Here is a 20,652-nt window from a genome sequence, read left to right as displayed (position 1 = left end):
CCTTGGCGCCCGGTGGGCCGGATGCATCCGGCCGGCCAATGTGCTACCCTGTACGCATTGTGTAACACATAGAGGGAATGCCATGGGCGAAGCAACTTTCACATTCCGGCTGGACGAAACCCTGAAGAGCGATTTTGCGAACGCCGCCAAGGCCTGCGACCGCACCGGCGCGCAGCTGCTGCGCGATTTCATGCGCGAGTTCGTGCAGCAGCAGCATGACGCAGCGGGGCACGATGCATGGTTTCGCCGCCAGGTGCAGGCCGGCGTCGAATCCGCCGACGCCGGCAGGCTGCTTCCTGCAGCTGACGTCGAAGCCCGGTTCGCAGCGCGCCGCGCAGCCACACGCCGCAGGCTCGAAGCCGCAGGCGAGTGATGCAGCTGTATTGGACGCCGGAGGCTGTTGCGGATCGAAGCTCGATCTATGACTATATCGAGGCCGACAACCCCTTTGCGGCGCTCGCACTGGATGAGCTTTTCGAGGAAAAGGCGGGCCGGCTGCTCGATCACCCGCATATGGGCCGCAAAGGCCGCGAGCCCGGCACGCGCGAGCTGGTGGCGCACCCCAACTACCTCCTGGTCTACGACGTGGCTGGCGACAGAGTACGCGTGCTGCGCGTGCTGCATGCCGCCCGCCAGTGGCCGCCTGGCCCATAAGGCCTGACCCGCTGGCGCAAGCTCACGCCCCCCGATCCACCCGCACCATATCCGCCCCCTTCTCCCCGATCATCATGGTCGCCGCGCAGGTATTGGCCGAGGTGATCTCGGGCATGACAGACGCATCGATCACCCGCAGCCCCGCCATGCCATGCACCCGCAGCCGGGCATCGACCACGGCCGCCGCATCGCCCGCCGGCCCCATGCGCGCCGTGCCGTTCAGGTGGTAGGACGAGACGCCGTAGCGGCTGATGAAGTCGAGGATCTCGTCGTCGCTGCGCACCTGCGGGCCGGGCATCACCTCGGCGTCGCGCCAGCGCGCCAGCGCCTGGGTGTGCAGCAGCTGCCGCGCCAGGCGCACGCCGCGCACCAGGGTGTGGCGGTCGTCCTCGTCATCGAGGTAGTTGGGCTGCACGATGGGGTCGTCGAACGGGCTGCGCGAGGCCAGCGCCACGCTGCCGCTGCTGCGCGGCCGGTGCTGCCACACGCCGCAGGTCATGCCGGGAAAGACGTCGAGCATGCCCACATAGCCCTCGCGGTAGCTGGCCGGCGAGAACACGCCCTGCAGGTCGGCGCGCGCAAGCCCCGGCCGCGACTGCCAGAACCAGTGCACCAGCGACGGGCTCAGCGCCAATATGTTCGGCTGGCCGCGCAGCCAGCTCCAGGCCTGGCCCCACAGGCGCGGCGCGCGCGCCAGCTCGTTGATGGTGAGCGCATCGCGCACCCGGGCCACCAGGCGGATCGAGAAATGGTCTTTCAGCTGCGCGCCCACGCCCGGCAGGTGCTGCACCACCTCGATGCCCAGCTGCTGCAGCCGCCCGCCGTCGCCCAGGCCCGACAGCATCAACAGCTTGGGCGTGTTGATCGCGCCGGCGCACACCAGCACCTCGCGACGCGCGCGCACCTGGCGACTGGGCGCGCCCGGGCCGCGGGCGAACTCCACGCCCACCGCGCGGCGCCCTTCGCAGACGATGCGCGTGGCCTGGGCATGGGCGATCACCCGCAGGTTGGGGCGGCGCATCGCCGGGCGCAGAAAGGTCTTGGCGGTGCTCATGCGCCGGCCGTTGGCGATGGTGCGCTGGAAATAGCCCACGCCCTGCTGCGCGGCGCCGTTGTAGTCGGGGTTGCGCGGCATGCCCAGCTCGGCCGCGCCGTCGAGAAAGGCCTCGCAGATCGGGTGAATCCAGTCGATGCCGCTGACCGGCAGCGGCCCCGCGCTGCCGCGCAGCGCGGGATCGCCGCCGCCCAGGTAGGTTTCGGTCTTGCGGAAGTACGGCAGCACCTCGGCATGGCTCCAGCCCGGGTTGCCCTGCGCGGCCCAGCCGTCGAAGTCCTCGCGCTGGCCGCGGTTGTAGACCAGGCCGTTGATCGAGGTGGAGCCGCCGTAGGTCTTGCCCTGGGGCAGCGGAATGCGCCGCCCGCCGGTGCGCGCGGTGGGCACCGAGCCGAACTGCCAGGCCAGCCGCGGGTTGAAGATCACCTTGATGAAGCCGGCGGGCAGGTGCAGGTAGGGATGCGTATCGGGCGGGCCGGCCTCGAGCACGCAGACGGAAACGCCCGCGTCCTCGGCCAGCCGCGCGGCCACGATGGCGCCGGCGGCGCCGCTGCCCACGACCACGTAGTCGTAGGTCTCGTCGGCGGGGCCGCGGCTCATCCGTGCGCTCCCAGGTAGGCGGCGCGCACCTTGGGGTCGCGGCGCAGCTCGCGGCCGCTGCCCGCCAGCGTGATGCGGCCGGTCTCCAGCACATAGGCGCGGTCGGCAATCGCCAGCGCCTGGTTGGCCATCTGCTCCACCAGCAAGATGGTGACGCCGCCGGCGCGCAGCTGGCGGATGATGGCGAAGATCTCCTTGACGATCAGCGGCGCCAGGCCCAGCGAGGGCTCGTCCAGCAGCAGCAGCTGGGGCTTGGCCATCAGCGCGCGCGCGATCGCCAGCATCTGCTGCTCGCCGCCCGACATGGTGCCCGCCATCTGGTGCTGGCGCTCGCGCAGCCGCGGAAACAGCGCGAACTGCGCCTCGATGTCGGCTGCCAGCTCGGCCGCGCCCGCCTTGCGGTGGTAGGCGCCGAGCATCAGGTTGTCGAGTACGCTCTGGTCGGCGAACACCTGCCGCCCCTCGGGCGATTGCGCAATGCCCAGCGGCACGCGCAGGTGGCCGGCCACGCCGGTGATGTCGCGGCCCGCGAAGGCGATGCGGCCGGCGGCCGCCGGCACCAGCCCCGACACCGCCTTCATCAGCGTGCTCTTGCCCGCGCCGTTGCCGCCGATGATGGTGACCACCTCGCCCGCGCGCACCTGCAGCGATACGCCCTTCAAGGCCTGCACCGCGCCGTAGTGCACCTGCAGATCGTCGATGCGCAGCAGTTCATCGGACATGGGCACCACCTTCCTCGTACGCCTCTTCATCCAGCCCCTCGTCGCTGCCCAGGTAGGCGGCGATCACGCGCGGGTCGTTCTGCACCTGGGCGGGCGCGCCCTCGGCGATCTTCTGGCCGTAGTCGAGCACGATCACATGGTCGGATACGGCCATCACCAGGTCCATGTGGTGCTCGATCAGCAGCACGGTGATGCCCAGCTCGCGGATGCGCAGGATCACCTGCGCCAGCTCCTGCGTCTCCTGCGGGTTCAGGCCGGCGGCGGGCTCGTCGAGCAGCAGCAGCCGCGGGTGCGTAGCAAGTGCCCGCGCCAGCTCGAGCCGGCGCTGCACGCCATAGGGCAGGCTGCCGGCGATCTCCTGCGCCTTGCCCTGCAGGCCCAGAAAATCGAGGATCTGCAGCGCCTCGTCGCGCGCGGCGCGCTCGGCCGCACCGCCCAGGCCCAGCAGGCTGCCGAAAAAGCCGGTGGGCACATGCGCGTGCAGGCCGAGCTTGACGTTGTCGAGCACCGACATGCCGGCGAACAGCTTGAGGTTCTGGAAGGTGCGCCCCAGGCCGGCACGGGCGATGCGGTAGGGCGGCAGGCCGGCGGCCTCGCGCCCGCCGAAGCGGATGCTGCCGCGGTCCGGCGGCACGATGCCCGAGAGGATGTTGAGCAGCGTGGTCTTGCCCGCGCCGTTGGGCCCGATCAGCGAATGCACATGGCCGGCGCGGATGCGGATGTCCACCTCGTTCGTGGGCACCACGCCGCCGTAGGCCTTGTACAGGCCCCGGGCTTCGAGCAGCATCTCTTCGGCGCCGGCCTGGCCACCGGCGCTGGCGCGCGGGCGCCAGGGCGCGAGCTGCTGTGGCAGCGGCTCGGCGGGCAGCAGGCCCGGCGCCCACTTGCGGGCCATCTGCTTGACGAAGCCGGCCAGCCCGTCGGGCATGGCGTAGAGCGCAAACAGCAGCAGCGCGCCATAGGTGAAGTGCTGCACGCCCGGCCAGCGCGACAAAAAGGAGTCGAGCAGCGTCAACACCACCGCGCCCAGCAGCGGCCCGTACACCGAATGCCCGCCGAACAGCACCATCAGCAGAATGAAGATCGACAGGTTGAAGGTGATGAAGTCGGAGTTGATGTACTGGTTCTGCTGCGCGATCAGCGCGCCCGCCAGCCCGCAGGTGACCGCGCTGATCACGAAGGCCAGCACCTTGAAGCGGTAGACGCTGATGCCCACGCTCTCGGCCGCCACCTCGGCGGTGTTGACGGCCATGAAGGCGCGCCCGAAGCGCCCGCGCAGCAGCAGGCGCAGCATCACATGCAGGGCCACGCCCAGCAGCAGCACGAACCAGACCCAGTGCCTGGAGCTGAACATGGTGCCGCCCAGCGACAGCGGCACCACGCCGTAGATGCCCTGCTGGCCGGCGAACACATCCTGCCATTCGGAGACGATCTTCTCCACCACGATGCCGAAGCCTATGGTCACCATGGCCAGCGCCGGGCCCTTGACGCGCAGCGCCGGCAGCGCGATCACGATGCCGAACAGCCCCGCCATCACACCCGCGGCGATGAAGGCCGGCCACGGGTTCCAGCCCCAGCGCGCGGTGAGCAGCGCCACGGTGTAGGCGCCCACCGCGAACAGCCCGGCATGGCCGAGCGACTTCTGCCCGGTGTAGCCCACCAGCACGTTCATGCCGGCGGCGGCGATGTAGTTGACGCCGATCAGGAACAGCACCCGCAGGTAGAAGTCGTTGTCGGTCAGCAGCGGCACCGCCGCCGCCAGCGCGGCCACGATGGCGAGCCACAGGTAGTGCTTGCGGTCGCCGGCCATCACACCTTCTCCACGATGCGCTGGCCCAGCAGCCCCTGCGGGCGCACCACCAGCACCACGATGATGAGCACGAAGATGCTGATCTCGCGCAGCTCGGCATGCCACAGGCCCACCAGCGCCTCGATCACGCCGAGGATGAAGCCGCCCAGCATGCAGCCGCGCGGGCTGGTCAAGCCGCCGAGAATGGCCGACGAGAAGGCCTTGAGCGCCAGCGTCATGCCCATGAACACCGACGCGGTGGTGATCGGCGCGATCAGCAGCCCGGCCAGCCCCGCGAGGCTGGAGCTGACGACGAAGGCCAGCACCACGATGGCGCCGACGTTGATGCCCATCAGCGTGGCGGCGCTGCCGTTCTGCGCCACGGCGCGCACGGCCTTGCCGATCTTGGTGGCGCGCATCACCCAGTCCAGCGCCAGCAGCACGGCCACGCTGGCCGCCAGCACCAGCAGCTCCTGCGGCAGCACGCCCGCGCCGCCGATGCGAATCACGTCGCTGCCCAGCGGCGAGGGCATGACCAGCGGCGACGGCCCCCAGACCGCCAGCGCGGTGTTCTGCACGATGATGCCGAAGCCGATGGTGCTCATCACCCAGGCCATGCCGCCCTGCCCCACGAAGGGCCGCACCGCGGTGTAGTACAGCAGCACGCCCAGCAGCGCCAGCACCGCCATCGTGGCGACCAGGCTCGCCAGGTAGCGCGCCAGCGTCACCTCGGCGGGCAGCAGCGCATCGGTCATCTGCTTGCCCGCCAGCAACAGCAGCACCGAGACCGCCACGAAGGCCCCGGCCACCAGGAACTCGCCCTGGCCGAAGTTCAGCGTCTTGGTGGTGTTGAAGGTGATGTTGAAGCCCACGGCCACGAGCGCATAGATGCTGCCCAGGGCCAGGCCGCTGAAGATCGCCTGGAGTATCGATTCGGCCATGCGCCGCCTTCCATTGTCGCTGGAGACATAAAAAAGTGAGCTTTCACCGCTTACCCCACAACGTTTTCAAATACATTCATATTCAAAAACGTTGCTGGATAAGCGCCAGAAGCTCTCATTTTTTCAGATGAGCAGCACGCTCACTGCTTCAGGTCTGCGGGCGTGATGGACTTGTAGATATCGTCCTGGAAGCGCACCACGTCGCTGCCCTTCCAGCGCGCCAGGTAGAAGTCGCCCACATGCAGGCCCTCGTGCATGGTCTTGCTGAAGGGCTTGTTGTAGGTCTTGATCACGCCCTGCACGCCGTTCAGGTTCTCCAGCGCCGCGGCCACCTTCTCGCCGTCGGTGCTGTTCGCCTGCTTCATCGCCGCGGCCAGCAGCATCACCGAGTCGTAGGCCTGCGCGGCACAGGGGAAGGTGGTCAGCGTCGGGAAGTTCTTGCGCACCCGCTCGCCCAGCGCCTTGGTCTTGTCGGAGCTGTCCTCGGTGGTGGACGCGGCCATGATCAGGTGCTCGGCCAGCTTGGGGCCGGTCATCTTCGGGAACAGCGAACTCAGGTTGCCCCAGGTGCCCAGCGTGGTGGGCAGGTAGTTGATCTTCTCCATGCTGCGCACCACCTGCGCGGCGCCGTCGGCAATGCCGTAGATGATCACGGTGTCGGCCCCCGCGGCCTTGATCTTGTTGAGCTGCGAGGTCATGTCCGTGTCCTTGGGGCCGTACTTCTCGACCGCCACCGGCTTGACGCCGTGCAGCGCCAGGATGTCGGTCGCATCCTTGATGCCGCCCTGGCCGTAGCCGGTGGAGTCGGCCAGCACCGCGATCTTCTTGTCCTTCGATGCCTTGACCGCATAGGCCGCCAGCAGCGCCACCTGCTCGCGGTCCACCATCGAGACGCGGAACAGGTAGTTCTGCGGCTCCTTGGCATAGCGCGTGGTGATCTCGGTGGCGGTGCCGATCGGCACCACCACGGGGATCTTCTTCTGCTGCGGAATGTGCAGCCAGGCCAGCGCATTGCCCGAGTTGGCCGGGCCGACCAGGGCCTGCACCTTCTCGCTGTCGATCAGGTCCTGCACCGTCTGGATGGCCTTGGGCGGCGTGCCCTGGTCGTCGCGGATCACGCCCACCACCTTGCGGCCCAGGATGCCGCCGGCCTTGTTGATATCCTCGATCGCGGCCTCGAAGCCCCAGCGCCCGGCGATGCCCAGCTCGGCCACGCCGCTGCCCGACTGGTCGGCCGTGTAGCCGATCTTGATGTCCTGCGCCTGCGCCGAAAGCGCGAACGCGCTGGCGGTCAGCGCCGCGATCTGCACCAGCCGGAATGTGAACTTCTGCATCGATGGTCTCCTTGAAAAAACAGAGTGGTGGGCGCGGGCCTTGCCGGCCCGTCTGGCTATGAAAAAAAGTACCAGGGCATGTTACTGCGCTGCCGGCCCAGGTCCATCCCGGGTTGTGCCTAGGATCATGTCCGCCGCCTTCTCGGCGATCATCATCGTGGGCGCGCCGGTGTTGCCCGAAGGCATGGCCGGCATCACCGACGCATCGGCCACGCGCAGCCCCTCGATGCCGTGCACGCGCAGCGCCGCATCGACCACCGCCTGCGGATCGCGCGCATCGCCCATGCGGCAGGTGCCCATGAAATGCCAGGCCGTGCCGCCGCGCTGGCGCGCGAAGTCCAGCAGCTCGGCATCGCTGGCCGCGCTGGCCGGCGGCGCCTCGTCGCGCTCCAGATACGGCGCCAGCGGGGCCGTATGCAGCAGCGCCCGCGCCTGGCGCAGGCCCTCGACCGCCATGCGCTGGTCGGCCTCGGCCGCCAGGTAGTTGGGCTGGATCGCCGGCGGCTCCCAGGGGCTGGCCGAGCGCAGCCGCACCTGGCCCCGGCTCTCGGGCCGCAGCTGGTAGAAGCCCAGCGTCATGCCGGCAAAATCGTCGAGCCGCCCGGCAATGCCCGCGGCATAGCTGCCCGGCGAGAAATGGAACTGGAAGTCCGCGCGGCCACCATCCTGCCAGGCTCCCTGCCCGGCAAGCTGCCCGGCGCCGGTGAACGCATAGCACACCGAGGGGCTGATCGCCAGCACGCTGGGCCGCCCCAGCAGCCAGCGCCCCACCTGCCCCCACAGCCGCCAGCCCCGCGCCAGCGCATTGATCGTGGCCACGCCCTTGACCCGCACCACCGAGCGCACCATGCAGTGGTCGCGCAGGCCCGCGCCCACGCCCGGCAGGTGGCGCAGCACCGGCATGCCCAGCGCCTGCAGCTGCAGCGCATCGCCAATGCCCGACAGCTGCAGCAGCTTGGGCGAGTTGATGGCGCCGCCGGCGACGATCACCTCGCGCCGCGCGCGCAGGCGCCGGGGCGCGCCGCCCGGGCCGGCGGCGTATTCCGCGCCCACCGCGCGCAGCCCGTCGAACAGCAGCCGCGTCGCCTGCGCCCGGGTGCGCAGCTGCAGGTTGGGCCGGCGCCGCGCCGGCTCGAGAAAAGCCCTGGCCGCGCTCACGCGCCGCCCGCGCAGGATCCAGCGCTGGTAGTAGCCCGCGCCCTGCTGCACGGCGCCGTTGTAGTCCACGCCCGTGGGAATGCCCAGCGTGCGCGCGCCGTCGATGAAGGCGTCGCACAGCGGGTGGCGCCAGTCGCAATCGGTGATGGGCAGCTCGCCCGCGGTGCCGCGAAAGGCCGGGTCGAACGCCGCATCGCCCTGCCCCAGGCGCTGCTCGCTGCGCTTGAAGTACGGCAGCACCTCGGCATGGCTCCAGCCCGGCGCGCCCTGCGCGGCCCAGTCGTCATAGTCCCGCGCCTGGCCGCGGGTGTAGTTGAAGCCGTTGATCGAGCTGGAGCCGCCGAGCGTGCGCCCCAGCTGCATCACCACGCTGCGCCCGGCGATGGCGGGCGCGGGCTCGGTCTGGAACGGCCAGGTGTAGCGCGGGTCGTAGCCCACCTTGATGAAGCCGGCGGGAATGTGGATGTAGGGATGGCGGTCGGGCGGGCCGGCCTCCAGCAGGCAGACGCTGTGGCGGCCATCGGCGCTCAGCCGGTTGGCCAGCACGCAGCCGGCCGCGCCAGCGCCCACGATGACATAGTCAAACTCCGCGTCGTACTGCTCCAAGGCTGTCTCCTTCGACGTCATTGCGGGAACAGTCTATCGGGCGCCTAACACCACCCCTGCCATCCGTGCGGTACACAGCCCGCCAAAAAACTCCGATTTACAGCCATTCCTCCAGCAGCGCCATGCGGGGGAACAGCCGCGCCGCGCCCGCGGCCTGCAGCTCCTCGGCGCTGCTCGCCGCATGGGCCGGCGGGTGGTAGGCCCAGACGGTGGCGCCCGCGGCCACGCCGGCGGTGGTGCCGGTGACGCTGTCCTCGATGACCAGGCAGCGCGCCGGATCGACCTTGAGCGCCGCGGCCGCCGCCAGGTACACGTCCGGATGCGGCTTGGTGCGCGGCAGCTCGTGGCCGCTGAAGATGCGGCCCGCGAAATACGGCAGCATGCCGGTGATGCGCAGCTGCATCTCCACCTTGGCGCGGTCCGCGCCCGAGGCGCAGGCGATGCGCCCCTGCAGCCGGCCGAACAGCTGCCGCACGGCCGACGGCGCGCCGTCTATGGCCGCCACGTCGCGCTCCAGCGCGGCGTTGCGGCGCGCGTAGAAGCGCTGCATCCAGGCGTCGGTCAGCGGCTGGCCGGTGTTGGCCTCGATCAGCGCCTGCTGGCTGCGCACCATCTTGCCGATAAAGAGGCGCATGCACTCCTCGCTGCTCAGCGCCCAGCCGGCCTCGCCCAGCATGCCGCGCAGCACGCGGTTGGTGATGGCCTCGCTGTCCACCAGCACGCCGTCGCAATCGAACAGCACCGCATCAAATTCCTGCTTCAATTTTCACTCTCCATCCACGTAGTACCAGCGCCCATCCTCCAGCACGAAATGGCTGCGCTCGTGCAGCCGCACCGCCCGCCCCTGCACGCGGTAGCGGGCGACGAACTCGACGTCGGCCGCCGCATCCGCGTAGCCGACCGCCTCGCGCACCTCCAGCCCCAGCCAGCGGCAGCCGGGCTCGAAGTCCAGCGCATCGGGACGGGTGCTGGGGTGCCAGCTGGCCAGCAGGTAGTCGCGCCGCTCGCGCACGAAGGCGGTGTAGCGCGAGCGCATCAGCCGCTCGGCGTCGGGCGCGGGCGCCTCGTCCCAGTGCTCGATGTAGCGGCCGCAGCAGGCCGCGTAGTCCTGGCCGCTGCCGCAGGGGCAGAGGGTCTCGGGGGATGCGTTGCGCTTCATGCCGCTATTGTGCCAAAACCGCAGGAAGCGCAGAATCCGTCAACCCAACCAGCTACAAAAACAGGAGTTGTCAATGTGGACCATGGCTGTTCCGTGGTGGGAATTCGTGGTGCGCGGCATTGCCGTGTATGCGTTCCTGCTGATCTTTCTGCGCCTGACCGGCAAGCGCCAGATCGGGCAGTACGCGCCGTTCGACCTGGTGCTGCTGCTGATCCTGTCGAACGCGGTGCAGAACTCGATGAACGCGGGCGACAACTCGCTGATCGGCGGCCTGGTCTCGGCCGCGACGCTGATCCTGTGCCACACCGCCATGGCCCATGCCTGCTATCGCTTTCCGCGCTTTTCGCGGCTGGTGGACGGCGCGCCCGAGCGCCTGATCTCGGACGGCCAGCTGCGCCAGGCCGTGATGCAGCGCGAGAAGATCACGCCCGACGACCTCAAGGCCGCGCTGCGCTCGGCCGGCTGCCTGCACACCTACGAGGTGGACGAGGCCACGATAGAGACCAATGGCCAGATCACCATCGTGCTGCGCAACCGCGACAGCGCGGCGCGCAGCCAGGACGAGGGCATCTGAGCCCTGAGAACCATCCATTTCAAGGTGCTGTGCCGTAGTGAGTGCCCATGGCGCTGCAGGCCGTTGAGCGTTGAGGGTTTTGCGTTGAGCGTGAAACCCGCAAAACCCAAAACGCACAACGCACAACGCTCAACCTCTTCACTGCGTACAGGGCGCTTATCCAACTCAAGACCTTGACAGGGATGGTTCTCAAGGCGCGCCGCGCGCGGGCTCGTTGCCGGCTGCCGGCAGCGCCTGCTGCCAGCGCTGCAGGAAGTCCTGCCGCTTGCTGCGGTCGAGGTAGGCGATCAGGCCCGGCCCTATGCCGATCGGCCGCAGGTCGCCGCCGGCCTCCTGCCGCAGCGCGGCGGCGGTGCCGGGCCCGCGGATGTCGCTGCGCAGCGCGAACAGGCCGGACTGGCTGGCCAGGATGCCCTGGCCGCGCCGCGACAGCAGGTAGTCCAGCCACAGCCGGGCGGCATGCGGGTGCGCCGCGCGGCGGTGGATGAAGGCGATGCGCGAGCCCACCAGCGTGTAGTCGCTCGGATAGACCAGGCCGATCGCCGGGTTGGCGCGCACCTTCTCGCCGGCATAGGCGCCGAGCAGGTTGTAGGCCAGCAGGGTCTCGCCGGCGGCGATGCTGTCGAGCATCGCCGCGGTGCTCGTCATCTGCCGCGCCGCCAGCCGCCCCAGCTCGCGCGCCACGTCCCACAGCATGGCCGAGGCCCTGGCGTCCTGCGTGGCCACCAGAAAGCCCAGCCCGGAATTCTCCAGGTCGTAGGTCGCGACCCGGCCGCGAAAGCGCTCGGGCTGCGACTGCAGCAGCCGGATGAAGTCCAGGTGCGTGCGCGGCACCTCGGCCGCGGCCAGCTGCTGCTTGCGGTAGGCAAAGACCACCGGCTCCAGCGTGGTGCCGTAGGCTTCGTTGCGCCACACCGCCCAGTCCGGCAGCGCGCCGCGCTCGGGCGAGGCATAGGCCAGCGCATGCCCGTCGTTGACCAGCTTCATCTGCAGGTCCATCGCCGAGCTCCACACCACGTCGGCGCCGGGCAGGCCCTGCCGGCTCTCCTGCAGGAAGCGCTGGTAGATCGCGTTGCTATCGCCCTCGTGGTAGCGCACCGCGATGCCCGGGTGGAGCGCCTGGAAGTCGTCGATCAGCGGCCGCGCCACCCGCTCGTCGGTCGACGCATAGACCACGACCTCGCCCTCGCGCCGGGCCGCGGCCACGGTGGCCGCCTGCTCCAGGGGATTACCCTCTTGCGCCGCCGCCAGGGCCGCGGATAGCGTCAACAGCCCAACACAGGCAACCAACCACGCTCGCAATGCCATTGTTCCCCCTGTCGCTGGCCCATTATCACGTACGCTGCACCCCCTGCGAAACCATCCTGCCCCGCCGAACCGATGCGAACCCTGCTGATAGAAGACAACCCCAAACTGGCGCACGCCCTGGCGGCCGAGCTGCGCGCCGCCGGCATGGTGCTCGACACCGTGGCCGACGGGCTGCATGCCGACGGGCTGCTGCAGCTGGAGCGCTATGACGTGGTGATCCTGGACCTGGGCCTGCCCGGCCTGGGCGGCATCGAGGTGCTGCAGCGCGTGCGGGCGCGGGGCGATGACGTGCCGGTGCTGATCCTGACCGCCTCGGGCGAGCCGCCCGACCGCGTGCGCGGCCTCAATGCCGGCGCCGACGACTACCTGCCCAAGCCCTTCGACCTGCACGAGCTGGTGGCGCGCCTGCGCGCGCTCGCGCGCCGGCGCCGCGGCCGGGCGCACGCGCTGTTCCAGGTGGGCCGGCTGAGCTACGACAGCGTCGCCATGCAGTTCTGCGTCGATGGCGAGGCGCTGGCGCTGCCGCGGCGCGAGCACGGCGTGCTGGAAGTGCTGATCACCCGCTCGGGGCAGCCGGTGAGCAAGCGCGAGATGAGCGACCAGCTGTGCTCGCTCGACGACGCCGTCAGCCCCGAGGCGCTGGAGCTGTATGTGCACCGGCTGCGCCGCCGCCTGGAGGGCAGCGGCGCCACCATCCGCACATTGCGCGGGCTGGGCTACCGGCTGGAGACCGCCGACGATGCGCCTGCGTAGCCACCTGCTGCGCTGGCTGCTGGTGCCGCTGGTCGCGCTCTGGGCGGTGGGCTTTCGCATCCACTACGTGCGCACGCTGGCGCTGGCCAACGAGGCCTATGACCGCACCTTGCTGGGCTCGGCGCTGGCCATCGCCGAGCAGGTGTCGGTGCAGGGCGGGCGGCTTTTCGTCGATGTGCCCGCCGCCGCGCTGGACATGCTCGAATCGCCGGCCCAGGACCGGATCTTCTACCGGGTCAGCTGCCTGGAGCCGCCGTCCACGGTCACCGGCTACGACGATCTGCCCACACCTCCGCCGCCACCGCCGGCCGCGGCGCCCGGCGCGGGCAGCGCCGAGGGCCAGCCCGTCTTCTTCGATGCCAGCTACCGCGGCGAGCCGGCGCGCTTCGTGGCGCTGCAGCGGCCGCTGTACGAGCAGCGCCTGTGCAGCCCGCTGCTGATCCAGGTGGGCGAGACCCTGGGCGCACGCCAGGCGCTGTCGCGCCGCGTGCTGCTGGATGCCGGCGCCCTGCAGCTCACGCTGATCGCGGTGGCGGCGCTGCTGATCGCGCTGGGCGTGCACCGCGGGCTGCTGCCGCTCAAGCGCATCCGCGACGAAATCCGCGCGCGCGAGCGCAGCGACCTCACGCCCATCGACCTGCAGCAGGTGCCGCGCGAGGTGGCGCCGCTGATCGAGGCCATCAACCTGCACACCGACCGCCAGCGGCGGCTGAACGAGGCGCACCGCCAGTTCATCGCCGATGCCTCGCACCAGCTCAAGACGCCGCTGGCGGTGCTCAAGGCCCAGGCCGCGCAGGCCCTGGCGCAGCGCGACGCGCAGGCCATGCGCGGCATCGTGCAGGAGATCCACGACAGCACCGACACCACCTCGCGCATGGTGCAGCAGCTGCTGGCGCTGGCGCGCAGCGACCCGGCCGCCGCGCAGGAGCCCGCCGAGGCGGTGGAGCTGGTGGAGCTGGCCCGGGCGGTCTGCTTCGGCCTGCTGACGCCGGCGCTGGCGCGGCGCATCGAGCTGGGTTTCGACGGCGAGGCGCCGGTCTGCGTGCCCGGCCTGCCGCTGCTGCTGCGCGAGCTGGTGGCCAACCTGGTGGACAACGCCATCCGCTACACGCCGGCGGGCGGGCAGGTCGCCGTCGCGGTGCTGCGCGACGCGGCCGGCCACGCCTGCATCGAGGTGCAGGACGACGGCCCGGGCATTCCGGCCGGCGAGCGCGAGGCGGTGTTCGAGCGCTTTTACCGCCTGCACGGCAGCGGCGCCGACGGCTGCGGCCTGGGCCTGGCCATCGTGCGCCAGATCGCCGGGCGGCATGGCGCGCAGGTCGAGCTGGGCGAGCCGCCCACGGGGCGCGGCCTGCTGGTGCGCGTGCGCTTCGCGCAGTGAACCCGCGGCCCTGCGGGAAATCCACGAGGGCTGGATGAAAGGTGGGTGAAAGCCCCTGGCTCCTACCATCGGCCGCACCCCACCCAGACGGGGATCGACAAGGAGACAGCACCCATGCAAATCACCGGCATGCTACATGGCGCCCGCCTGCTCGAGTTCGCGGGCTTTCCCGTGACCGAAGTGCTTGGCCCCGGCGCCAGCGAGGAAGAGATCAAGGCCATGCTCGACAAGCATGGGCTGATCTTCATCAAGCCCGTCTTCAAGGGCGGCATCGGCAAGAAAGGCAAGGCCGGCCTGCTCGGCAAGGCCAGGGACCTGCAGACCGCGCTGGCCGAGAAGGAGCGCCTGTACTTCGCCGAGCACCAGGTCGGCCACACCCGGGCCAAGGCCAACGGCGTGACCTTCGAGGCCGGCGTGCCGGCCGAGCACGAGGTGTATTTCTCGATCTCCGACTCCACCCAGTTCCGCGCGCCCACGATGACGCTCACGCACATGGGCGGCATGGACATCGAGGAGCTGGACAAGCAGCATGTGGCCCAGGTGCCCTTCGATCCGCTCACCGGCCTCAAATCCTTCGTTGTGGCCAATGCGCTGACCGAGATCGGCGCGCCCAAGGAGATCATCTCGCCGCTGGTGCAGCACCTGCCCAAGCTGTGGGAGCTGTTCCACAACTTCGGCATGACCACGCTGGAGCTCAACCCCATCCGCATGCGGCCCGACAAGAAGGGGCGCCTCACGCCGGTGGCCTGCGACTTCAAGTGCGGCTTCGACCGCGACGATCCGCGCTGGCTGCGCCTGAAGCTGCCGCCGCACCTGTTCGCCGCCGACTACTCGGCCTTCGAGCAGGAGATCAACACCCTGCGCACCCACCAGGGCCAGAGCGACGTCTACGTGATCAACGACAAGGGCACGGTGCTGGCGCCCACATTCGGCGGCGGCGCCAACTCGCTGGTGACCGAGATGCTGGGCGACGCGGCCATCATCAGCTCCGACTTCGGCGGCAACCCGCCCTACGAGAAGATGAAGGAGGTGGCGCGCATCTGCTTCAAGCACTGGCTCAGGCAGGCCAACGTGCTGTTCATCATCGGCGGCAAGAGCAACAACACCGACATCTTCGAGACCCTGCGCGCCATGGCCGACGCGCTGCGCGAGCACTTCAGCAAGCACGGCCCCACGCCGCTGTACGTGGTGCTCGGCCGCGGCGGCCCCAACCTGGTGCGCGGCATGGGCGCGCTGCGCGACACCTGCGATGCGCTGGGCCTGCCCTACCGCCTGTTCGGCTTCGACTCCGACATGAGCGAAGTGATCCAGTTCGCCAAGGACGTGGACGCCTGGATGCAGGCCGGCGGCCGTGCGCAGATCGCGCAGCGCCTGGGAATCGAAGCGCCGCTCGCGGCAGCCTGAGGAGACATACAACATGCCAAGCAACATCCAGATGCGCAGTGTCGGCAACTTCAAGTACTACGCCGGCATCAGCTCGCTCACCCAGGTCGCCTCGCGCGACGACCGGGTCTGCGTGCTCAACATCCTGGGCGGCGAGTCCAGCGAGGTCACGCCGGTGAGCCATGCCTACTCGGGCGGCAACGTGGTTTGCGGCACCGCGCCCGGCAAGGGCGGCTCGGTGCTCGAAACCCCCATCGGCGACATCCCGGTCTACAACAACGTGCGCGACGCGCTCGCCGCCGGCCACCGCTTCAACTGCGGCGTGGTCTACCTGCCGCCGTCGGCGGCGCGCGACGGGGTGGCCGAGCTGATCCGCGTGAACCCCGAGCTGCGCAAGATCTTCATCATCACCGAGAAGATCGCGGTGCACGATGCGCGCGAGATCCGCGCCATGGGCCAGCACAACGGCATCGACATCTTCGGCGCCAACGGCCTGGGCGTGGCCGACTCGTGGAACCAGGTGCGCATCGGCGGCGCGCTGGGCGGCGACAAGCCCGGCGACTCGCTCAAGCCCGGCTCCATCGCCATCTTCTCCAACTCGGGCGGCTTTTCCACCACCATCGCGCAGTACCTGCGCATGGCCGGCTGGGGCACCACCACGGTGATCTCCAGCGGCAAGGACGTCTATATCCACTATGCCGCGCCCGAGTTCGCCTTCGCGCTGGCCAACGATGCGCGCAGCAAGGCCGCGGTGCTGTACTGCGAGCCCGGCGGCTACTACGAATACGACGCGCAATTCACCAAGCCGGTGGTGGCCTGCGTGGTGGGCCGCTGGAAGAGCAAGCTCACCCGCGCGGTGGGCCATGCCGGCGCGATGGCCGGCGGCAACGACGATGCCCAGGCCAAGGAGCGCTGGTTCATGGAGAAGTTCGGCGTGGACGGCATCTTCTCGCCCGAGAACCCGGTGTTCTCGGCCAAGGGCGCGGTGGTGACCAATATCGCCCACATCCCGGCCGCGCTCACCGCGGTGATGCGCGCCAACGCCACCATGCCCGACTTCGCGCCCGAGGGCAGCCTGGCCCTCAAGCCCTGGTTCGGCTCCGACGAAGGCCTGCAGCTGCCCGAGGCGCTGCGCATTCCGGTGGTGCCGGCGGTGGCGCCCTACGGCGAGCAGATCGCGGTCCTGAACACCCAGATCGGCGGCGTGGTGCCGCGCCAGGGCATGAAGGACGCCTCCGGCGCCTCGCAGATGGATGCCAAGACCCAGGTCAGCAGCCTGCATGGCACCAGCATGCTGGCGGCCGCGACGCTGCCGCTGGAATCGAACGTGGCGCTGGCGCTGCTGCACGACGCGGGCGGCGACAACGACCGCCGGCTGATCGCGCCCGCCATCGCCGCCTATGTCAACCTGCACGGCCGGCCCGAGCTGGCCGCCGCCCAGGCCAGCCGCGAGGCCGGCAACGCGCCCAATGCGGTGCTGGCCGCGGCCGCGGCCATCGTCGGCCCCAGGCGCCAGCAGGCGGCGCGCGCGGCGCTGCGCTTCATGATCGAGCGCTTTCATGCCGCGGGCCTGGGCAACGAGTTCGGCGCCTCGCTGTCGGAAAGCTTCGACATCGCCGCGGTGGACCCCGCCGGCCAGCCGGTGCTGAGCAGCGCCAGCCCCGACCCGCAGGCCGAGCGGCTGCTGGCCGGCGTGAAGGCGCACGGCGCGCGCTCGGTCTTCCTGCGCTGGCTGCTGGGCCAGCCCGGCCACCCCACCGAGGCGGCGGTGCTGGCCGCGATCTGCGCCACGCTGGCCTGGGGGCCGCTGTCGCGCAAGCGCATCTCGCGCGCCACGGCCGAGAGTTTCCCCTGGTGGCTACAGCTGTTCGGCACGCTGATCGGCGCCTCGGCAGACGCGGCCAGGCATGAGGCCGGGCGCTTTTGCGGCATCGACGATGCGCGGCTGCTGGGCGAGCTGAGCCTGGGCGAGATCGCGTTTGCCGCGCTGCTGGGCCAGCTGCCTGGCGAAGGCGACCTGTTCGCCTTCCAGACCCTGGTGGGCCTGCTGCTCACCAACGGGCCCGGCGCGATCTCGGCCCAGGGCGCCAAGGGCGCGGTTTCCTCCGACGGGCCCGAGCAGCCCGAGCGCGTGCAGCTCAACAAGGCCTTGATGGGCTTTCTCAGCCACACCGGCTATGCGCACGGCGGCAACGGCTACGAGGGCATCGCCTACCTGTGCGAGCAGTTCAAGGGCAGCGGCCTCAAGGACCCGGCCGCCGCCGCGCACGGCGTCGACCTGCAGGCGCTGGCCGAGCGCGCGGTGCAGCAGTACGCCAGCTACAAGGCGCAGAAGAAGAGCGCCGGCAGCCTGGACATCGCCAAGCTGCCCGGCGTGAACCACCCGGTGTTCAAGGACAAGCCGGTGAACCACGACCCGCGCGAGGTGTTCATCGCCCAGCTGTTCGAGGCCCGCGGCGAGACCAACGTGTTCCACCAGTTCTACCGCGCGCTGGTGCAGCAGCTGTTCGACGCCGGCGTCTCGCGCAACGTGTACTGCGTCAACATCGACGCGGTGATCGCCGCGCTGCTGCTGAAGATGCTGTGGCAGCCGCTGGCCGAGGGCCGCATCGGCGAGCGCGAGCTGGAGACCGCCGCCTTCACCATCTTCCTGTATCCTCGGATGCTGGGCTGCGCCGCCGAGGCGGACGACCACCTCAACCGCGGCCGCAACATGGACACGCGAACGCCGGCATCGCAGTGCCGCTTCGTGGCCTGAACCATAACAAGCGAGAAGGAGACCCCGCCATGTTGACCGCACTTGCCTACACCATGATCATCGTCTTCATGGCGCTGATCATGACCAAGCGCCTCTCGGCGATGGTGGCGCTGATCCTGGTGCCCATCGTCTTCGGCCTGCTCGGCGGCTTCGGCATGGGGCTGGGCCCGATGATGTTCGATGGCATCAAGAAGCTCGCGCCCACCGGCGTGATGCTGATGTTCGCCATCCTGTACTTCGGCGTGATGATCGACGCCGGCCTGTTCGACCCGGTGGTCAAGCTGGTGCTGCGCCTGGTGGGCGGCAGCCCCACCAAGATCGTGGTCGGCACCTTCCTGCTGGCCGCCGGCGTGTCGCTGGACGGCGACGGCTCGACCACCTACATGATCACCTGCGCCGCCATGCTGCCGCTGTACCACCGCCTGGGGCTCAACCGCCTGGTGCTGGCCTGCGTGGTGATGATGGCCGGCCAGCTGATGAACATCCTGCCCTGGGGCGGACCCACGGCGCGCGCGGTGAGCGCGCTGCACGTGGAGATGGGCGAGGTGTTCGTGCCCATGATCCTGCCGATGCTGATCACCGGCGCCTGGTGCACCTTCGTCGCCTTCATCCTCGGGCGGCGCGAGGCCCGGCGCCTGGGCGTGATCCGCATGGAGGACCTGCACGGCGGCAGCCAGTCGATTGCCGAAGTCACCGGCGGCGACCCCACGCTGGCGCGCCCCGGGCTGCTGTGGATCAACGCCCTGCTCACGCTGGTGCTGATGGTGGTGCTGATCATGGACATCTTCCCGCTGCAGGTGCTGTTCATGGCGGCCTCGGCCATCGCGCTGATGATCAACTACCCCCGCCCGCAGCAGCAAAAGGAACGCATCGAGGCCCATGCGGCCAACATCGTGCCGGTGGTGTCGCTGATCTTCGCGGCCGGCATCTTCGTCGGCATCCTGTCGGGCACCAAGATGGTGGACGCCATCGCCAACAGCGTGATCGCGATGGTGCCCGACTGGATGGGCCCCTACATGGCGGTGGTGACCGCGGTGCTGAGCATCCCGTTCACCTTCTTCATCTCCAACGATGCGTTCTACTTCGGCATCCTGCCCATCCTGGCCAAGACGGCCGCCGTCTACGGCATAGGCGCGGCCGAGATCGCGCGCGCCTCGCTGGTCGGCCAGCAGGTGCACCTGCTCAGCCCGCTGGTGGCATCGACCTACTTGCTCGTGGGCCTGGCCAAGGTGGAGTTCGGCGACCACCAGCGCTTCACGCTGCTGTGGGCGCTGTCCGCCGCGCTGGTGATGCTGGCGAGCATGCTGGTGCTCGGCGTGATCCCGCTGGTGGGGGGCGGAGCATGATCGGCCGCCGCCACACCCTGGGCGCCCTCGCCGCCTGGGCAGCCACGGCCCGGGCGCAGGACGAGCTGCTGGACTATGCGGTGCGCGCCGCCCCGCCCCCGGGCTACCCGGCCGGCTATGCCACCACGGTGCGCGCCGCCGAGGACGAAGGCCAGCTCAGCATCCACTCCACCACCGACGAGCGCGTGGCCGCGCCGCTGGTGGCGGACTTCCGGCGCCTGTACCCGCGCATCAGCGTCAGCTACGAAGACCTGGGCAGCACCGAGCTGTACCACCGCTTCATCGCCGAGAACCAGCTTGGCCGCGAGGCCGCCGACGTGCTCTGGAACTCGGCCATGGACCAGATGGTGGCGCTGGCCGGCGCCGGCCACGCGCTGGCCTACGACTCGCCCGAGAAGGCCCATCTGCCAGCCTGGGCGCAATGGCAGGACCGGCTCTGGGCCACGACCTACGAGCCGGTGGTGTTCGCCCACCACAAGCCCTCGCTGCCCGAGAGCCAGGCGCCGCGCAGCCACGCGGCGCTGGCGCAGTGGCTGGCAAGCTCGCGGGGTGGCGTGGCGAGCTACGACATCCAGAAATCCGGCGTCGGCTACTTCCTGGCCACGCAGGATGCGGCCGCCGGCGCCGACACCTTCTGGGCCACCGCCCAGGCGCTGGGGCAGCGCCAGCCGCAGCTGCTGCTGACCACCGACGCCATGGTGCGCCGCATCGCCGACGGCCGCGCGCAGTTCGGCATGAACCTGCTGGGCGCCTACACCGTGGCGCAGGCGCGCCGCCTGCCGGCGCTGGGCGTGATCTTCCCCGAGGACTACACCCTGGTCAGCTCGCGCGTGCTGCTGATCAACAGCCGCGCCGCCCATCCCAATGCGGCCCGCCTGTGGCTGGATTACCTGCTGTCGCGCCGCGGCCAGACGGTGATGGCCACCGCATCGCGCCTGTACGCGCTGCGCGAGGACGTGCAGGGCGAGACCACCGGCGCCGCGCTGCGCAAGCTGCTGGGCGAGCGCGCCCGCCCGATGGCCCTGGGCCCCGAGCTGGCGGCGCCGCTGGCCAATGCGGCCTACCGCGACTTCATCGGCCGCTGGCGCGCGGCGCTGGGGTATGGCCACGGCCGCAGCTGAGGCCGGCGCCG

Annotated in this window: 18 protein-coding genes; 9 read left to right on the top strand and 9 right to left on the bottom strand. The window is 70.1% G+C overall.

The features are described 5' to 3' along the window. Positions 1–82: 82 nt before the first annotated feature. Together ACODRX_RS02905 and ACODRX_RS02900 are read left to right on the top strand one after the other, a co-directional pair. A complete protein-coding gene (locus ACODRX_RS02905; protein WP_488869541.1) occupies positions 83–373 on the top strand; it encodes a CopG family ribbon-helix-helix protein in 291 nt (96 codons plus the stop codon). Further along, positions 373–654 carry a type II toxin-antitoxin system RelE/ParE family toxin gene (locus tag ACODRX_RS02900; protein ID WP_488869540.1) on the top strand — a complete coding sequence of 94 codons (282 nt, stop codon included), beginning with the start codon at positions 373–375 and terminating at the stop codon, positions 652–654. Before ACODRX_RS02905 ends, ACODRX_RS02900 begins: the two co-directional genes overlap by 1 nt. Positions 655–676: 22 nt before the next feature. Here the strand turns inward: ACODRX_RS02900 and ACODRX_RS02895 are convergent, their stop codons facing one another. From ACODRX_RS02895 to ACODRX_RS02860, 8 genes are all read right to left on the bottom strand, one after another. Continuing rightward, positions 677–2,308, bottom strand: coding sequence for a GMC family oxidoreductase (locus ACODRX_RS02895; protein ID WP_488869539.1), 1,632 nt, complete (start codon positions 2,306–2,308; stop codon positions 677–679). Further along, a complete protein-coding gene (locus ACODRX_RS02890) occupies positions 2,305–3,030 on the bottom strand; it encodes an ABC transporter ATP-binding protein (protein ID WP_488869538.1) in 726 nt (241 codons plus the stop codon). The genes ACODRX_RS02895 and ACODRX_RS02890 overlap by 4 nt, the downstream gene beginning before the upstream one ends. Further along, positions 3,020–4,840, bottom strand: a complete 1,821-nt coding sequence (locus ACODRX_RS02885) for a branched-chain amino acid ABC transporter ATP-binding protein/permease (protein WP_488869537.1) — start codon at positions 4,838–4,840, stop codon at positions 3,020–3,022. Before ACODRX_RS02885 ends, ACODRX_RS02890 begins: the two co-directional genes overlap by 11 nt. Further along, the gene (locus ACODRX_RS02880) at positions 4,840–5,760 is read right to left on the bottom strand and encodes a branched-chain amino acid ABC transporter permease (protein ID WP_488869536.1); all 921 of its coding nucleotides are present in this window, start codon (positions 5,758–5,760) and stop codon (positions 4,840–4,842) included. The genes ACODRX_RS02885 and ACODRX_RS02880 overlap by 1 nt, the downstream gene beginning before the upstream one ends. 140 nt (positions 5,761–5,900) lie before the next feature. Then, on the bottom strand, positions 5,901–7,094 hold the full coding sequence (locus ACODRX_RS02875; RefSeq protein ID WP_488869535.1) for an ABC transporter substrate-binding protein: 1,194 nt from the start codon (positions 7,092–7,094) through the stop codon (positions 5,901–5,903). Between the two features lie 81 nt (positions 7,095–7,175). Then, positions 7,176–8,879: a GMC family oxidoreductase gene (locus ACODRX_RS02870; RefSeq protein WP_488869534.1), complete on the bottom strand. Its 1,704-nt coding sequence runs from the start codon at positions 8,877–8,879 to the stop codon at positions 7,176–7,178. A 76-nt stretch (positions 8,880–8,955) separates the two neighbouring features. Beyond that, a complete protein-coding gene (locus ACODRX_RS02865) occupies positions 8,956–9,621 on the bottom strand; it encodes an HAD family hydrolase (protein WP_488869533.1) in 666 nt (221 codons plus the stop codon). A gap of 3 nt (positions 9,622–9,624) precedes the next feature. Beyond that, complete coding sequence (locus tag ACODRX_RS02860) at positions 9,625–10,017, bottom strand: YchJ family protein (protein ID WP_488869532.1); 393 nt, start codon at positions 10,015–10,017, stop codon at positions 9,625–9,627. Positions 10,018–10,090: 73 nt separating this feature from the next. On the opposite strand from ACODRX_RS02860, the gene ACODRX_RS02855 reads away from it, so the two are divergent. Further along, complete coding sequence (locus tag ACODRX_RS02855) at positions 10,091–10,591, top strand: DUF421 domain-containing protein (protein WP_488869531.1); 501 nt, start codon at positions 10,091–10,093, stop codon at positions 10,589–10,591. A gap of 189 nt (positions 10,592–10,780) precedes the next feature. On the opposite strand, the gene ACODRX_RS02850 is transcribed toward ACODRX_RS02855, so the two are convergent. Continuing rightward, positions 10,781–11,860, bottom strand: a complete 1,080-nt coding sequence (locus tag ACODRX_RS02850) for an ABC transporter substrate-binding protein (RefSeq protein WP_488869530.1) — start codon at positions 11,858–11,860, stop codon at positions 10,781–10,783. Positions 11,861–11,971: 111 nt separating this feature from the next. Between ACODRX_RS02850 and ACODRX_RS02845 the strand changes: the two genes are divergently transcribed. From ACODRX_RS02845 to ACODRX_RS02820, 6 genes are all read left to right on the top strand, one after another. Continuing rightward, positions 11,972–12,652, top strand: a complete 681-nt coding sequence (locus ACODRX_RS02845; RefSeq protein ID WP_488869529.1) for a response regulator — start codon at positions 11,972–11,974, stop codon at positions 12,650–12,652. Continuing rightward, the gene (locus ACODRX_RS02840) at positions 12,639–14,033 is read left to right on the top strand and encodes a sensor histidine kinase (protein ID WP_488869528.1); all 1,395 of its coding nucleotides are present in this window, start codon (positions 12,639–12,641) and stop codon (positions 14,031–14,033) included. Before ACODRX_RS02845 ends, ACODRX_RS02840 begins: the two co-directional genes overlap by 14 nt. Positions 14,034–14,147: 114 nt before the next feature. Beyond that, positions 14,148–15,437: an ATP citrate lyase citrate-binding domain-containing protein gene (locus ACODRX_RS02835; RefSeq protein WP_488869527.1), complete on the top strand. Its 1,290-nt coding sequence runs from the start codon at positions 14,148–14,150 to the stop codon at positions 15,435–15,437. A gap of 13 nt (positions 15,438–15,450) precedes the next feature. Continuing rightward, on the top strand, positions 15,451–18,174 hold the full coding sequence (locus tag ACODRX_RS02830) for a CoA-binding protein (RefSeq protein ID WP_488869526.1): 2,724 nt from the start codon (positions 15,451–15,453) through the stop codon (positions 18,172–18,174). Positions 18,175–18,203: 29 nt separating this feature from the next. Then, entirely contained in the window at positions 18,204–19,520 is a 1,317-nt protein-coding gene (locus ACODRX_RS02825) for a CitMHS family transporter (protein WP_488869525.1), read from the top strand. Next, positions 19,517–20,641, top strand: a complete 1,125-nt coding sequence (locus tag ACODRX_RS02820; RefSeq protein ID WP_488869524.1) for an ABC transporter substrate-binding protein — start codon at positions 19,517–19,519, stop codon at positions 20,639–20,641. Before ACODRX_RS02825 ends, ACODRX_RS02820 begins: the two co-directional genes overlap by 4 nt. Positions 20,642–20,652: the final 11 nt, after the last annotated feature.

Source organism: Comamonas sp. FG99 (assembly GCF_057808605.1).
This window is presented reverse-complemented; position numbering and strand designations above follow the sequence as displayed.